Source organism: Ilyobacter polytropus DSM 2926, assembly GCF_000165505.1.
In the GTDB taxonomy this organism is placed as follows: Bacteria; Fusobacteriota; Fusobacteriia; order Fusobacteriales; family Fusobacteriaceae; genus Ilyobacter; species Ilyobacter polytropus.
On the sequence record NC_014632.1, the window covers coordinates 1,653,239 to 1,668,387 of the forward strand.

The window sequence follows — 15,149 nt, forward strand, 5'->3', positions numbered from 1 at the left end:
CTAGGATTGATTAAACAATAAAAAAACAGGACACAAAACGCCCTGCTCATTTTTCATAAAAAAATTACAGCTGATTTGAAAAAATCAACTAGATTGACCTTATGTAGCTACTTTGGCTAGTAAGGTGAGAAACGGGCGTTTCTTCTTTGACTATAACATTTAAGTTATCCATATTCAATTTACAAGCAATTTTACATTTAAAATCATCTTTTGTCAAGATTTTTTTGTGGCGCACCCAAGAGGAGTCGAACCCCTAACCTTCTGGTCCGTAGCCAGACGCTCTATCCAATTGAGCTATGGGTGCTTTTTTATTTATTTAGAAAAAAAAATGGCAGTCACCTACCATATAGTCAACGTAAATGGCGGAGAATGAGGGATTTGAACCCTCGATACCGTTCCCGGTATACACCCTTAGCAGGGGTGCGCATTCAGCCGCTCTGCCAATTCTCCATTATAACTTTAAGAAAAACTCAAGATAAAATATAAAACAAAATTCAACATCTTTTTATTTCTGATGACTTTTATATCTAACTTTTCCTCTTTGGTCTTTCCTCTAGACAAGATTAAATATATCATAGTTTTTGGGGGGTGTCAACGATTTTTTTATGAAATTGATTTTTTTAATTTCAAAGTATTAAAAAAGCTGCCTAAAAAAGGCAGCTGATTTTTTATTTAGTTTCTTCTATTAATTTATTCATTTCTTCTACTAGTGCATCAGCATCTAAACCATGAGAAGCTATACCGTCTCCCAAGCTTTCTCCTGAAGCTACCATACAACCAACACATCCTAATCCATATTTTTGAAAAACTTGTACGATCTGAGGATGTTTTTGAACTGCTTCTAAAATGTTCATATCTTTAGTTACCATTTTATTACCTCCCACACTTTTATTATTATCGTGATAATATTAGTTTATTTAGCCAACAATAATATACAAGATATCTCAAAAGACTTCGGTAACTTATGTTACCAAGAATCATTTTTAATGAGTTATTCTGTAAAAATAATAGTTGCAATACAGTAATTATAGTATAACAATTTATCTTTGTCAATTTTAGCTTAACAAATTATCCTACTACTTTTAACAAGTCATGAACCCTTACCAGTCCCACAAGTTCTTCTCCTTCCATAACCGGAAGCACTGATATCTGATTTTCTCGATTTTCCATTAGTTCTAAGGCATCTATGGCCATCTTGTCCTTATTTATATAAGTGAATTTCTTTGTCATAATATCTCCGGCATAAAAATCAAAAAATTTATTTTTTTCTTGTAGGGCTCTTCTGATATCTCCCTCTGTTATTATCCCAGACATTCTCCCGTTATCTACCACACATACTGCTCCAAGTCTTTTATTGGTCATCTTTAAAAGCACCTCGTCAACCGTTGCTCTACTGTCACACACTGCAACCTCGTTTCCTTTGTGCATAACATCCTCTACCTTCATAAGAAGACGCCTTCCAAGGCTCCCACCAGGGTGATAGACTGCAAAATTTTCAGGCTTGAAATCCCTTAGTTTTATAAGTACAGATGCCATCGCGTCTCCCATTACCAAAGTGGCTGTAGTTGAAGTTGTTGGTGCGAGATTATTAGGACAGGCCTCTCTCTCTACTCTTATATCCAAAATACAGTCAGATGCCTGCCCCAGACCAGAACCAGGATTGCCGGTCATAGCTATTATTTTTGCACCTATTTTTTTTATTGATGGGATTATTGAGAGTACCTCGTCGCTGTTTCCGCTGTTAGATATTGCTATAACCACATCTTCAGGGTGAATCATTCCCAGGTCTCCGTGTAAACCCTCAGCTGAATTCATAAATACAGAGTGAGTTCCAGTTGAGGCAAAGGTAGCAGCCATCTTTTTACCAATAAGTCCAGATTTACCTATCCCTGTTATGACAACTTTACCCTTTGAAGCAAGTATTATATTTACAGCTTTTTCCATCTGGTCAGAAATCCTGTCTCTTACTTTTTTTAACTCTCCTATCTCTATATCAAATACCTCTTTTGCATAATTTATAATCTCCATTAAAAGACCTCCTTATTTTATTTTCACAGTATACCATTTTACTCTTGACTTTGAAAAAATTTATTATAAAAAAATAAAAACCCCGAAAAAACGGGGCTTAAAATTAATTTTTCTTTACTATATCATCAATTTCTATGGCTGCCTTTAAAATCTCCTCTAAATCTTCTAATTTCAACATGTTTGGACCATCACAAGGAGCATTGTCAGGATCCTCGTGTACCTCTGCAAATATTGCATCTACTCCCACAGCAAGAGCTGCTCTCATTAAAGGAAACACATATTCTCTGTTTCCACCTGTACACGTTCCCTGGCCACCAGGAATCTGAACAGAATGAGTTGCATCAAATACCACTGGATATCCGAATTTTCTCATTTCAAGAAATGATCTCATGTCTACAACAAAGTTATTATACCCAAAAGTCGTACCTCTCTCACACAGAAGAAGCTTATTATTACCAACTTCTTCAAACTTAGTTACTATATTTTTGGCATCCCACGGAGCAAGAAACTGTCCTTTCTTTACATTTACAGGAAGTCCTGTTTTTGCAGCTGCAACTATAAGGTCAGTTTGTCTGCAAAGAAATGCAGGGATTTGGAGCATATCTACAAACTTCGCCGCCTCAGCTGCCTGCCAAGGTTCATGAATATCTGTAATCACAGGTACCCCTACCTCTTCTCTTACCTTTTTTAAGATATTTAGTCCCTTTTCCATCCCTATTCCCCTTGCAGAAAATACAGATGATCTGTTGGCCTTGTCATAAGATGACTTGAAGATGTAATCAATCTCCAAGCTCTCACATATATCCTTTATTTTCTTGGCGACTCTAAGACTCATCTCTTCACTCTCTATGGCACACGGACCTGCAATAAGGGTGAACCTGTTTTTCCCCCCTATATCAAATTTTTCTCCTATTTTTATCTTACTAACTTCATTTACTATCGACATTTTTTTCTCCGTCCTTTTTTTATTAAGTTTTTATAATTTTTTACCTTGGATATATTTTAGAGCCACCTCTTTATCGTCAAAGTGTATTTTATCTTTTCCTATTATCTGATAATCCTCGTGACCTTTTCCCGCTATTAGCACAATGTCGTTCTTTTTGGCCATTCCCACTGCCTTTTCTATCGCCTTTTCTCTATCTATCTCCAAAAGACTGTCTTTCAGACTGCTAAGTCCTTTGGAAACCTCATCTAATATCTTGACTGGATCTTCTGTTCTCGGATTGTCCGAGGTTACGATTACTATATCACTAAGTTTTTCTGCTGTCTCTGCCATAGGTTTTCTTTTACTTAGGTCTCGGTCTCCTCCGCACCCGAATACAGTAATAATTTTTTCAATTTTAATTTCGTTTAAAGCACTCAATATATTTTCAAGGGCGTCTGCAGTATGGGCATAGTCAACTACCACCATGAAATTCTGACCCGCCTCTATACATTCGAATCTTCCCGGCGCACTTTCCAATTTTTCAAGTCTATCTGTTATTTCTTCTAGAGACAATCCCAGCCTTATGGCAACCCCTACAGCTGTCAAAAGATTATATACATTAAATTTACCTTGAAGTTTTATATTTATCTTCTTTTGAAATTCTTTAAAAGACAGTTCTATTTCCTGAGTTTTTAGGGAGTGACTTATCATACTTGCATTTAAATCCCCTGACTCTATACCATAAGATATTCCTCCGAATTCATCAAAAAGTCTCTTTCCATAAAAATCATCTGTGTTAAATACTGTATTTTCTTTATTTTTGGTCTTATAAAAAAGTTTTCTCTTGGCACTAAAATACTCTTCCATATCTTTATGGTAATCTAGATGCTCAGGAGTAAGGTTTGTAAAAGCAGTGACATCAAAATCTATCATTTCTACTCTACCCATCTCAAGAGCATGAGAGCTTACCTCCATTATGAGATATTTTATTCCTCTATCAACTGATTTTCGGCATATTTTTATAAGGTCAAGGGATTCTGGTGTCGTATTAGGTGCAGGTATTATTTCGTTTCCTACCTTATATTCAACCGTACCTATTCTCGAGACTTTATCTTCTCCCAAAATTTGCTCTAGCAAATAAGTGGTCGTTGTTTTTCCGTTGGTACCTGTTATACCGACTATTTCTAGTTTTTTTTGAGGCCACTTATAAAAATTTGACGCTATTACTCCAAGCTTCTGCCTCAAATTTTTTACAACTATGTATGTGATATCATGATTTACCTCTATCTCTTTAGACCCTATCACTGCAGAGGCTCCATTTTCTACAGCCATATCTATAAACTTATGTCCGTCAAAAGCCGCCCCCTCGAGAGCCACAAATATATCCCCTTTTTTTACTTTTCTAGAATCATATTCCATTCCAGAAAAAGGCCCAGTTTCAAATTTTTTAAGAATTTTATAATCTATTCCATTTAATATTTCTACCATTTATTTATCACTCTCTTTATTAAATTCATTTATTTTCCTATTATATTATGTTATCACAAGCTGCTTTTTTTTTCATCTGCCAATTTTAAAAGCAAATTATAAATGCCAAAGTCTTCTTTTAAAAATAAGACTTTACAGCAATAATAAAGAACTTTATTTTTCTAGAAGCAAAGCCGCTGCCCCTTTTATACCTGCATCATTTCCCAGATTTCCGGTTTTTATTATGATATTCCTGACAGCTTCAGAATAAGCGTATTCCGGTAATTTCTCTCTCACCTTGTCCAAAAGAAAATCTCCTGCCATAGCCACTCCTCCCCCTAGGACAACTATCTCTGGATTTATTATACTTATTATGTTACCTAAACCCATAGCCAGATGCTCAGCCTCATAATCCACAAGATCTATGGAAAAGCTGTCTCCCTCTAGGGCAGCATCAAAAATATGCTTTGCCTCTAGATTCTCTACTTTTCCCCCTATACTCTTATAAAGAAGGTTATTTTTATTTATATACAGTCTGGAAATAGCCTCTCTCACAAGTCCTGTTGCAGAGGCATAAGCTTCAAAACACCCTTTTTGACCGCAGCCGCAAAGTTTTCCATCTCTTACTAGCTTCATATGACCCACTTCTCCACCAGAACCAGTAGCACCAGAAAGAACCTTGCCGTCGATGTAGATTCCTCCCCCTATACCTGTCCCTAAAGCCACTGTTACACTTATTTTATATCCTTTCGCCGCACCGTATACAGCCTCTCCCAAAGCTATGACATTGACATCATTATCCACCTTTGTCTTTTTCCCTGTTATTTTTTCCATCATATCAGCTATATCAATATTATCGTCCCAAGGGAAATTGGCAAAGGACGACACTACGCTGTTGTCTACAACAGGTCCTGGTATTCCAAGACCTATTCCTTGAAGATCGTCTTCATCTATATTTTTTTCTTGAAGCATTTTTTTTATAGCAGCCCATATTCTTTCTAGGGTTTTCCAAGGACCATTTGATGAAAGGGTTTTTATAGAGGTTGATTTTATGATTTCTCCATTTTCATCCAGCACACCTATTTTTGTATTTGTTCCTCCTAGATCTACTCCTGCCAAATACATAAAATACCCCCTATACTCCGTATATGTTTCCGTATTTTTCTTTTAGATAGTCCACAAAGTATTTTGCATTGAGTCCTTCACCTGTTATATCCATTATTAATTCTTCAGGCTTTTTAAGCTTTCCGAATCTGTGTATCTTTTGATTTAGCCACTCTTTGATTTTGTAAAGTTCTTTATTTTCAAGAGCCGCATCGACATCCATATCTTTTTTCATAGAAGTATGTATTTGCGAGGCATAGACATTCCCTAGGGCATAAGACGGAAAATATCCCATTAGTCCTGCAGACCAGTGCACATCCTGTAAAACTCCCTCCCTATCGTTAGATGGTTCTATACCGAGGTACTCTTTCATCTTTTCATTCCATACTCTAGGAAGTTCTCTTACTTCTATATCTCCTCCTATAAGTGCCTTCTCTATTTCATATCTTACCATTATATGAAGAGAATATGTTAGTTCATCTGCTTCTACTCTGATGAGACTGGCTTCACTTTTATTTATCCCTTTATAAAATCCATCTATATCAACATCTTTCAAGGCTTCAAATTTATCTTGCAGCTCCCTATAAATAGGTTTCCAGAAGGCTCTACTTCTTCCTAAAATATTTTCATAGAATCTAGACTGAGATTCATGTATTCCCATAGAAGTCCCCTCACCTAGTATTCCTCCGGCTATATCATTTCCTATACCCTGCTCATATATGGCATGCCCGCCTTCATGTATCGTCCCAAATACCGATGAGCTAAGCATATTCCTGATGTATCTGGTAGTTATCCTCACATCATTTTTGTCATAATTCAGTGTAAAGGGGTGGGCACTTTCTGAAATTATACCTCTTTCAAAATCAAAGCCTATATACTCAGCTATAAATTTAGAAAATTCCATCTGTTTATCTTCTGGAAAATCCTTTTTCAAGAAAGTTCCGTCTACAGATTTTCCCTTTTCTTTTATTTTTTTTATAAAAGGAACCAGCTCTTTTCTCAGATATCCAAAAAACTCGTCTAGTTTTTCCACTGTCATTCCAGGTTCGTAGTCATCTAAAATAGTGTTATAAGGATGTCCCTCATATCCCCTATACTTTATAAACCTCCTTTGAAACTCCACTATCTTCTCAAGAGACTCTGAGAATAAACTAAAATCATTTTTCTCCCTGGCTTCTGCCCATATCCCCTGACCTTTTGCAGTAAGTTCATTGTACTCTCTGTATTCAAGTACAGGTATTTTCATAAGTTTCTCTATATCTTTTGCCACCTCTTCTAAGGTTTTCCCCTCTATCTCTGTGAGCTCTTCCTTTTTTTTATCGAGCTCCTCTATTAGAAGAACCATCTCGTCAGAAGTCACCACTTTATAGCTTTTTGAACTCAAATACCCCACTACATCTGAAAGCAACTCCTGCCCCTTCTTGGGAGCTTGGGTCTCTAGATCCCAGTGAAGTGCAGCTATTGCAACATCTATCAGTTTTTTCTCTCTTATTATCTCGTTAAATCTTTCGATACTTTTTTTCATTTAAAATCCTCCAATATTAAAATTCTAACTGATTAGATTATAACTGCCCTTCTAATAAGTTTCAAATTAAAAACTCAATTATTGAAAAATATCTTCTGTTATGCTAATATTGTATTTATTCAGACAAACTTTAAGCTCATGGTAAAGTCGTGGGATAACTACTAATTTTTCAGATGGTGGTATATATGCTTTCATTTAATAAAAACAACAAAAATTGGATACACTGGTGGTTTTAGCCTACAAGGATTGTCTTTAAAAAAGATACAATCCTATTTTCAGCTATAAATGAAGCCATGGGAGTTGTATCTAAAAGATGTGAAATCGTTTCCCCGTGGATATAGTCTGCGGGGTTTTTTATTGTAATTAATACACTTGATATATATCTAAGGAGGAAATTATATGAGAAGAAGCTTATCCGGTATACAGCCTAGTGGAGTACTTCATTTAGGAAACTATTTTGGAGCAATAAAGCAATTTATAGAAAATCAAGATAAATACGAGGGTTTTTATTTCATAGCCGACTACCACTCTCTTACCTCTTCTCCCGACCCGAAATCCCTGAGAGAGAACTCTTACAACATTGTTTTAGACTACCTAGCACTTGGACTCGACCCTGAAAAGGCGACTATTTTTCTTCAGTCAGATATGCCTGAGCATGCAGAATTGGCCTGGATTTTGTCAAATGTAACTCCAATGGGACTTTTAGAAAGGGCTCATTCATTCAAAGATAAAACTGCAAAGGGAATAGCCGCCAATGCCGGACTTTTTACCTATCCTGTCTTAATGGCTGCCGATATACTTATGTATGACCCTGATATCGTTCCTGTAGGAAAAGATCAAAAACAGCATCTTGAAATGACCAGAGATATAGCTATGAAGTTTAACCTTCAGTATGAAAAAGAGATATTCAAGCTTCCTGAACCTGGAATACTAGAGTCCCTGGCAGTGGTACCTGGTACAGACGGTCAGAAGATGAGTAAATCCTATGGAAATACCATAGAGATGTTTGCCTCAAAGAAAAATCTAAAAAAACAGATAATGAGTGTTGTCACAGATTCAACTCCATTAGAAGATCCAAAAGATCCCGACAACAATATAACTATACTTTACAAATTATTTGCTTCAGAGGAAAAAGTAGAAGAAATGAGACAGAAGTTTATGGCAGGAGGTTACGGATACGGACACGCCAAAAATGAACTTTTAGAGGCTGTTCTAGAATACTTCAAGGAAGCCAGAGAAAAAAGAGAAGAACTTGCAAAAAATCCTGAGTATGTAGAAGCTGTCCTTAAAAAAGGAGCTGAAAAAGCCAGAAAAATAGCCCATAAAAAGATAACTCTTGTTAAAGAAACTGTTGGACTTTTAGGAAATATGTATAAAAAATAATAAAAAATCGGAAGTTTATCTTCCGATTTTTTATTTACAAAAGCATTCATTTGTCATCAGTGAATAAAGTTTTCCCTAGATTTACATTAATTTTTTCAATTTTTCATACTCTTTTTCCTGTATCTCCACAGCATTATTTAATTTTTCTTCTGTTTTTTTATATATTTTTCTGTGACTATCTATACCGATATCCCTCTCCCTTGAAGACATACCTCTATAAAACTTAAAGGCCAAAACCATCAAGGCAAACACTATCAAAATTTTTATAAATTTCATTTTACACCCCCTGTAAGGTTACATAAAATTATCACCTATAAAAATTCAAAAATCAAACTCAGTTAAAATATCAGATTGATCTTTTAATTTTATTTCAAGAAAAAAACAACAAAATCAGTATTCTTTGCCATAAATTATAATTTATCTGCCACCATATTCCCACACTCTGCAATTCTTGTCTTAATCCCACAATCATTACAGTTATTTCTACAGTCAGAGGTCAGAGCTTCTTTTTCTGCATTTTCAAGTTCTTCTAGAAGATACTTTTTTGTGAATCCCATGTCCATTATATCCCATGGAAGCTCTTTTTCAAGATCTCTTTCACCTAAATAATTTTCTTCATCTAGACCCAATTCATCCATGGCTTCTTTCCATATTGAAAAATTATGTCTATAGTCATCTAGCTTTGCTCCTTTTTTCCATGCCAGTTCCACTAGATCGCCTATCTTCTCATCTCCACGGGAAAGAAATCCCTCTAGGTACGATTTTGCCTTACTGTGTATCTTTATATTCATGAATCTGGCTCTGTGAAATAACTCTCTGAGAAGAGTATGCTTTCTGTCCATTTCCTCAAAATTCATCTGTCTAGACCACTGGAAAGGGGTATGAGGTTTCGGTACAAAATTTGATACACTTACAGTAATACTGAGCCTTTTAGAATGTACTCTGCATTTTTGAACCACTTTATAAACCAGGTCATATATTCCTTTTACATCTTCATCTGTTTCAAAAGGAAGCCCTATCATAAAATAGAACTTCAGTGTATCCCATCCAGCTTTTACAGCGGCCTCTGCTGTTTCTAATATCTCTTTTTCTGTAACACCCTTATTTATAACATCTCTCAGCCTCTGAGAACCAGCTTCAGGAGCAAAGGTAAATCCAGTCTTTTTTCCACTTGTGATCTGCTCAGCTACTTTTACAGAATAGGGATTCATTCTGAGAGAGGGAAGACCTATCCCAACATTATTTTCACCGTATTTTCCCTGTATATTTCCTAAAAGATCACCGATCTTAGAGTAATCGCTACTGCTCAAAGAAGATAGAGAAACTTCAGAATATCCTGTGGCTTCTAGAGTTTTTTCTATCAGCTTCATATTATTCTCAAGAGTCCTCTCTCTTACTGGTCTGTATACCATTCCAGCCTGACAGAATCTGCACCCTCTGGTACATCCACGCTGTATCTCCACTGCTGCTCTGTCGTGGACTATAAGCATATAGGGCACGATCTGTTTATCATAAAACTCTGTCTTATTTAGGTCTCGTACAATTGCTCTTTTTATCTTTTTCTTTCCCTTATGAATTTCAGGAATATAAACTCCCTCTAGTCCATCTAACATCTGAAGTTTCTCTTTTTTACTTTTATCTGGATTACCTGCGAAAATTTTTGCAATTTCCACCATAGTATCTTCACCGTCTCCGATTACCATAAAGTCAACAAATTTTTCCATGGGTGCAGGGTTCATCATACATGTCCCCCCTGCCATTATAAGAGGGTGTTTTTCTGTTCTTTCCTCTCTGTGAAAAGGAATTCCTGCTAGATCAAGGGCATTCAAGGCATTTGTATAACTTACTTCATATGAAAATGAGAATCCTATAAGGTCAAATTCAGATAAAGGAGTTTTGCTTTCAAGTGAAAACATAGGTATTTTTTCTTTTCTCATAACCTCTTCCATATCACCCATAGGAGAGAAGCCTCTTTCAAGATAAAATCCATTTACCTTGTTCATTATATCGTAGAGTATTCTTATTCCCACATTGGACATACCAACTTCATATATATCAGGAAAAAACAGACACATATGGGCGTCAAACTCTTTTTTATGGACGCTGTTAATTTCATTTCCCAGATACTGGGCCGGCTTTTCAACTGATAAAAGGTGATTTCTTATATCTATCGTCATTTTTTTCCTCTCTTTTCAAAAAAAATTAGTTTCTGTCGTCTATTTCTTGAAATCTTTTCATTTTTTCATTGGTTTCTGTCATATGGTGAGACCTTGCAAGTTCTGCCACCACTCGGTTTAACTTCAAAAGTTTTTTATATGACCTTTCAGGATGATTTCTCATTACCTCATCCCCTATACTCACCTGCTTTATCCTAGAAAATAGTCCCGCCTCCTCTTTCCCACAATCGTGTAAAAGGGCAAGTTTTAGGTAATTTTTATCATTTTTAAGCAGCTTATCCTCTATAGCTTCCTTTAGAAGGTTCACAGAGTGAATCTTGTCGTACTCCTTCATTTCTGAAAAAACTTCATACTCCTCTTCAGAAAGTATCTTTCTTACAATCTTATTATTTTTCTCTTCATATTTTGCAAATATATAAGTGAGCACCTGTCTTATCCTATAAAACATCTGCTATCTCCCTTACAACTATATTCCCATATTTTTTACGGAGATTTTTTATATTTTTCCCTTTTGTACCTATAAACTCACCTTTTTTAGAGGACTTTACATAAAAAATATAGAGGTTTCCCATTTTTTCTGCATAGAGAAGATTTTCCTCTTGTATTTCAAGGGCTTTTTCTATAAACATATCCTCAAGATTTTTCTTGAGAAAGATTTTTTCAAGATTTAGATATTTTCCAGGAAGAGGGGTCTTTTCCCCTGTAAGTATATAACCAGACATTATTCTCACCTGTTTCGGCATGAATGAACTGCCTTTAAACCATAGTCCCTTATCTTTAAAGGAAATTTCTACACTTCTAATCTTTTCTTTTAGCTTTTGTCCCTTGAAATCCGTAAATTCACTGACATCATATGTCCCGCTTAGTTCTCTGCAGAGACTCTCTATCTTTTCTTCATTATTTTTTATCTTTGCCGCAGGGTATCTATAGCAGTATTCTCTGGCTTCTACCAGATCAGGGATTACAAGATCAGATAGAGTCTTTTGTATTTTTTTTATTTTCATCTCTTTTTTAGATATCTCATTAAATCTTGCTTCTATTTCTTCCATATCCCCAGAGTAGCTGCTACTTACATAGAGGATATTCTCTCCTGCACTTACCTTGGCATCTGTTCTCCCTGCCTGCTGTATCCCTTTAGCCCAGGTAAAACCTATAGAATTCATTATCTCCCGAAACCTTTCCTTTACACTTTTTTTGTTTTTTACCTCATCAAAGGAGTCAAAGGAGCCACCTCTATAAGATATATAAAAAAGGTATCCAAATTTTTTACTCTTTTCCAATTTTCTGAGATTTATCAATTTATTCTCCATATTCATTTTCAGCCAAGATCTCCACCTTCCCGATCCTTTTTACCGTCTCCACATTATTTTTCAAAAACTTCTTATCTTCTATATTTTCTTTGTTATTAAATACTACACCTTTTATCTTTATATCATTTCTTTTCAACACATCTATGGTTAACAAAGTATGATTAATTGTTCCAAGGACATTTCCTGAGATCAGTATAACCTCTGATTTTTTTCTATAGTCTACAAGAAGATCTAGATACATATAATTTTCCACAAAAGGTACTAAAAGTCCTCCAGCTCCCTCTACAAATACCACATCATTTTCAAGGAGTTCTTTGTCTATCTTTTCTTTTATAGTTTTTATATCCACTGATGTTTCGTCTGCTTCTGCAGCAGCATCAGGAGACATAGGCTTTTTATAGAAGAAAATATTTACATCCTCTACGTTTTTTCCCAGTAGCCTTGCATAAGCATAAGAATCCGATCCTTCCAGATTCTCAGGAAAGGTTTCACTTCCTGTTTCCACAGGTTTTATAGCTGTTACCTTAAGTCCTTTATCCATCTCTTGTTTTACAAGTTTTAGACCTGCATAAGTTTTTCCTATATCAGTGTCCGTCCCCACTATAAAGTAGAGTTTCCCCTCTTTGTTATCCTCTCTCTTTACCACATGACATTTCCTGCACCTTGCTTCATAAGATTCACTTGCCCCTACCAAAACCACTGGATCATTGTAGTATGCAGGTTCTCCGTTTACAAGCCTCTGAGTTCTAGATGCCGGGTTTCCACACACTGCACATATAGCACTTAGTTTATCTACATACTCTGCTTTTGCAAGAAGAGAATCTATCGGTTCAAATGGTTCACCTCTGAAATCCTGATCTAAACCTGCTACTATTACTCTTTTTCCCATATCTGAGAGTTTCTCACAGAACTCAACTACAGGCTCTCCGAAAAACTGTACTTCATCTATACCAATTACTTCGGCATCGCTATATTTTTCATAAAATATCTTTTCCATCTCTTTTACCGAAGCAGCTGGAACTCCCTCTATGAATATGCTGCTGTGAGACACAACATTGCTTTCATCATATCTTTTATCTATAGAATGTTTAAATGCCACTACCTTTTGACTGGCATATTTAGAACGTATAAGTCTTCTTATTAGCTCCTCACTTTTTCCAGAAAACATTCCTCCTGTTATTACCTCTATCCAACCCATTCCCTCTGTGAGTAAAAAGTGCACCTTATTCACCTCGAATATATTTATTTTTGTTTATATACATATGCTTCTATAATCTAGAGTACCCTTGATTATATCATATCTCATATCTTATTACAATCTTGCCAAACTCCACTAAATATAAATAAAAACCAGGTTTTATCTAACCTGGTTTCTTAGAATTTATGCTCTTTAATCTATATTTTTTCATCTTTTAAATTAACCCGATTTGCTTTCTTTATTTAAAATTAAATTATTGAATTTATCTGAAAACCTGTGTTACTTTCTTTGCTTGCCCAAAGAAAGTAACCAAAGAAAAGGCACCCCTAAAAAATACCTAAAATCCCTTCTGAACTAACTTTCTATTGAAATATAGTCGGTAAACCTCCTTATTTCAATGAAAGTGGATTTCACAAGATGATTTCTTAACGGAATTTTTTAAAGGGGAAAGTAGTTTAAAAATTAAAATATTTTTATTTTCACTCTGTGAAACTCTCTCTTTTTCTCTGTGCCCTCTGTGCCCAAAAGGTTTTATCCTTATTCGTGTTAATTTTTTTGCCTTATATTGATTTTCATTCGTGACAAAATCCTTTGACTCTAATATTCTTGTAAATTCAGTAATTTATCAGGGATTATTTTAAATAGAAACTTAAATTAAATTATTCAAACTTAAGAAAAAATAGAATGTTTTTACTTTATTTAGATAGCTGACATGATATCTAAAATCACCTTATCTGTCTCAGCCATCCCCTCTTGTGATAATCTACCGATGTTTTTTATTGTTTCCTCAATATTTTTACTTACTATTCCATCTGCAGGATTAAATACCCTTCTGTCTAGAGCGAGCAGTGCAGAATCAAAAGCTGCGTAAATTCCAGTTGCTATCTTAAAAGCACATGAAGCCTTTGCACCGTCACAAATCAACCCAGAGATATTTGCTAAGGTATTAGTAAGAGCATCCTCAACTGCTTTCAGATCACCATTTTCTAAAAATGCCAACGCCCCGCTGACACCTGCTGCTGCACAGACGGCTCCGCAATAGGCAGATAATCTTCCCACATTGGTTTTAATATGAATAGTTAAAGCATGTGATAAAAATAAGGCTCTTATCATTTTTTCTTTAGAAATATTTCTATCTCTGCAGTAACTTACGATTGGCAGAGAAGCTGTCATTCCTTGATTCCCACTTCCACTTGTAGTCATAACAGGGAGAGGGCATCCACTCATTCTAGCATCACTTCCTGCAGCAGCAAAACTTGCCGCTCTGTTTCTAGAATCATCACCATAAATTCCTTTATTTATATTTTCCTGAATCATTGTACCTATATTAGCACCATAGACTTCATTAAGACCCTCGTTGGCTATAGCAGAATTTAATTCGACTACCTTTGAAAAAATAGGTTCTATCAGATCAATATCAAGTGTTTTTGCCAGGTCATAAATTAATTGCACACTCAGTACCTCTCTGTCTGATAGGGATGAATTAAAATCAGCATCATTACATGGCCTACTAATAATAACTTTTCCGTCCTTTGTAACTTCTGTTATATTGGTATGAATATGTTTTATTTCAACACTTGCACTTTCTTCCATATGGTGTGCTACTACTTTTACATATAACTTAATGTCACTATCAATTAGTTTGACATTAACATTTCCCTCTTTGATAAATCCTCTTGCTTTTTTTACATCTTCTTTTTCGACATTGCTGATTACAAGAAGTTTCTTTTTTGAATTTCCTCCAAAAGCCCCCAGGGCAGCAGCAGATTCAATTCCAGACATTCCACCGCTATTTGGAACTATAGCGCTTTTTACATTTTTAACCATATTTCCTGAGACATAGATATCTAGTTTATCAGGTAAGTCTCCTAAAATATCCACAGCCCTAGATGCTGTGTAGGCAATTGCAATAGGCTCTGTACATCCTTCGGCAGGTATAATCTCCTCATGCATAATATTTAACACTTGCTTAATAATCAAATCACTAGTCATATAGACCCCCTAAATAAAAAATATATAACACTTGATTTAC

At 35.4% G+C, this 15,149-nt stretch carries 13 protein-coding genes, 2 tRNA genes and 1 other annotated feature; of the genes, 1 reads left to right on the forward strand and 14 read right to left on the reverse strand.

The window, feature by feature from the left end:
- Nucleotides 1-11: 11 nt before the first annotated feature.
- Nucleotides 12-153: a sequence feature (ribosomal protein L20 leader region), on the reverse strand.
- A gap of 74 nt (nt 154-227) precedes the next feature.
- The 8 genes from ILYOP_RS07755 to ILYOP_RS07790 form a co-directional block, all read right to left on the reverse strand.
- Nucleotides 228-304, reverse strand: a tRNA-Arg gene (locus ILYOP_RS07755).
- A gap of 56 nt (nt 305-360) precedes the next feature.
- A tRNA-Ser gene (locus tag ILYOP_RS07760) sits at nt 361-450 on the reverse strand.
- A gap of 218 nt (nt 451-668) precedes the next feature.
- The gene (locus tag ILYOP_RS07765; protein WP_013387987.1) at nt 669-869 is read right to left on the reverse strand and encodes a DUF1858 domain-containing protein; all 201 of its coding nucleotides are present in this window, start codon (nt 867-869) and stop codon (nt 669-671) included.
- A 199-nt stretch (nt 870-1,068) separates the two neighbouring features.
- Complete coding sequence (locus ILYOP_RS07770) at nt 1,069-2,028, reverse strand: KpsF/GutQ family sugar-phosphate isomerase (RefSeq protein WP_013387988.1); 960 nt, start codon at nt 2,026-2,028, stop codon at nt 1,069-1,071.
- A 103-nt stretch (nt 2,029-2,131) separates the two neighbouring features.
- The gene (gene kdsA / locus ILYOP_RS07775; protein WP_013387989.1) at nt 2,132-2,974 is read right to left on the reverse strand and encodes a 3-deoxy-8-phosphooctulonate synthase; all 843 of its coding nucleotides are present in this window, start codon (nt 2,972-2,974) and stop codon (nt 2,132-2,134) included.
- Nucleotides 2,975-3,004: 30 nt separating this feature from the next.
- Nucleotides 3,005-4,441, reverse strand: coding sequence for a UDP-N-acetylmuramoyl-L-alanyl-D-glutamate--2,6-diaminopimelate ligase (locus ILYOP_RS07780; RefSeq protein WP_013387990.1), 1,437 nt, complete (start codon nt 4,439-4,441; stop codon nt 3,005-3,007).
- Nucleotides 4,442-4,594: 153 nt separating this feature from the next.
- The gene (locus ILYOP_RS07785; protein WP_013387991.1) at nt 4,595-5,545 is read right to left on the reverse strand and encodes an ROK family protein; all 951 of its coding nucleotides are present in this window, start codon (nt 5,543-5,545) and stop codon (nt 4,595-4,597) included.
- A gap of 10 nt (nt 5,546-5,555) precedes the next feature.
- The gene (locus ILYOP_RS07790; protein ID WP_013387992.1) at nt 5,556-7,049 is read right to left on the reverse strand and encodes a carboxypeptidase M32; all 1,494 of its coding nucleotides are present in this window, start codon (nt 7,047-7,049) and stop codon (nt 5,556-5,558) included.
- Nucleotides 7,050-7,448: 399 nt separating this feature from the next.
- Here ILYOP_RS07790 and trpS point away from each other — a divergent pair, with 399 nt between their 5' ends.
- Nucleotides 7,449-8,432 (forward strand): tryptophan--tRNA ligase, encoded by a 984-nt coding sequence (trpS, locus tag ILYOP_RS07795; protein ID WP_013387993.1) that lies wholly within the window; start codon nt 7,449-7,451, stop codon nt 8,430-8,432.
- A gap of 81 nt (nt 8,433-8,513) precedes the next feature.
- On the opposite strand, the gene ILYOP_RS07800 is transcribed toward trpS, so the two are convergent.
- The 6 genes from ILYOP_RS07800 to ILYOP_RS07825 form a co-directional block, all read right to left on the reverse strand.
- A complete protein-coding gene (locus ILYOP_RS07800; RefSeq protein WP_013387994.1) occupies nt 8,514-8,708 on the reverse strand; it encodes a hypothetical protein in 195 nt (64 codons plus the stop codon).
- A gap of 134 nt (nt 8,709-8,842) precedes the next feature.
- Nucleotides 8,843-10,609, reverse strand: a complete 1,767-nt coding sequence (locus tag ILYOP_RS07805) for a TIGR03960 family B12-binding radical SAM protein (RefSeq protein ID WP_013387995.1) — start codon at nt 10,607-10,609, stop codon at nt 8,843-8,845.
- 25 nt (nt 10,610-10,634) lie between these two features.
- Nucleotides 10,635-11,057: an HD domain-containing protein gene (locus tag ILYOP_RS07810; protein WP_013387996.1), complete on the reverse strand. Its 423-nt coding sequence runs from the start codon at nt 11,055-11,057 to the stop codon at nt 10,635-10,637.
- Nucleotides 11,047-11,919 carry a pseudouridine synthase family protein gene (locus tag ILYOP_RS07815; RefSeq protein WP_245546500.1) on the reverse strand — a complete coding sequence of 291 codons (873 nt, stop codon included), beginning with the start codon at nt 11,917-11,919 and terminating at the stop codon, nt 11,047-11,049. The genes ILYOP_RS07810 and ILYOP_RS07815 overlap by 11 nt, the downstream gene beginning before the upstream one ends.
- Nucleotides 11,909-13,141 carry a thymidine kinase gene (locus ILYOP_RS15500; protein WP_013387998.1) on the reverse strand — a complete coding sequence of 411 codons (1,233 nt, stop codon included), beginning with the start codon at nt 13,139-13,141 and terminating at the stop codon, nt 11,909-11,911. The genes ILYOP_RS07815 and ILYOP_RS15500 overlap by 11 nt, the downstream gene beginning before the upstream one ends.
- A gap of 675 nt (nt 13,142-13,816) precedes the next feature.
- Nucleotides 13,817-15,109: an L-cysteine desulfidase family protein gene (locus ILYOP_RS07825; protein ID WP_013387999.1), complete on the reverse strand. Its 1,293-nt coding sequence runs from the start codon at nt 15,107-15,109 to the stop codon at nt 13,817-13,819.
- Nucleotides 15,110-15,149: the final 40 nt, after the last annotated feature.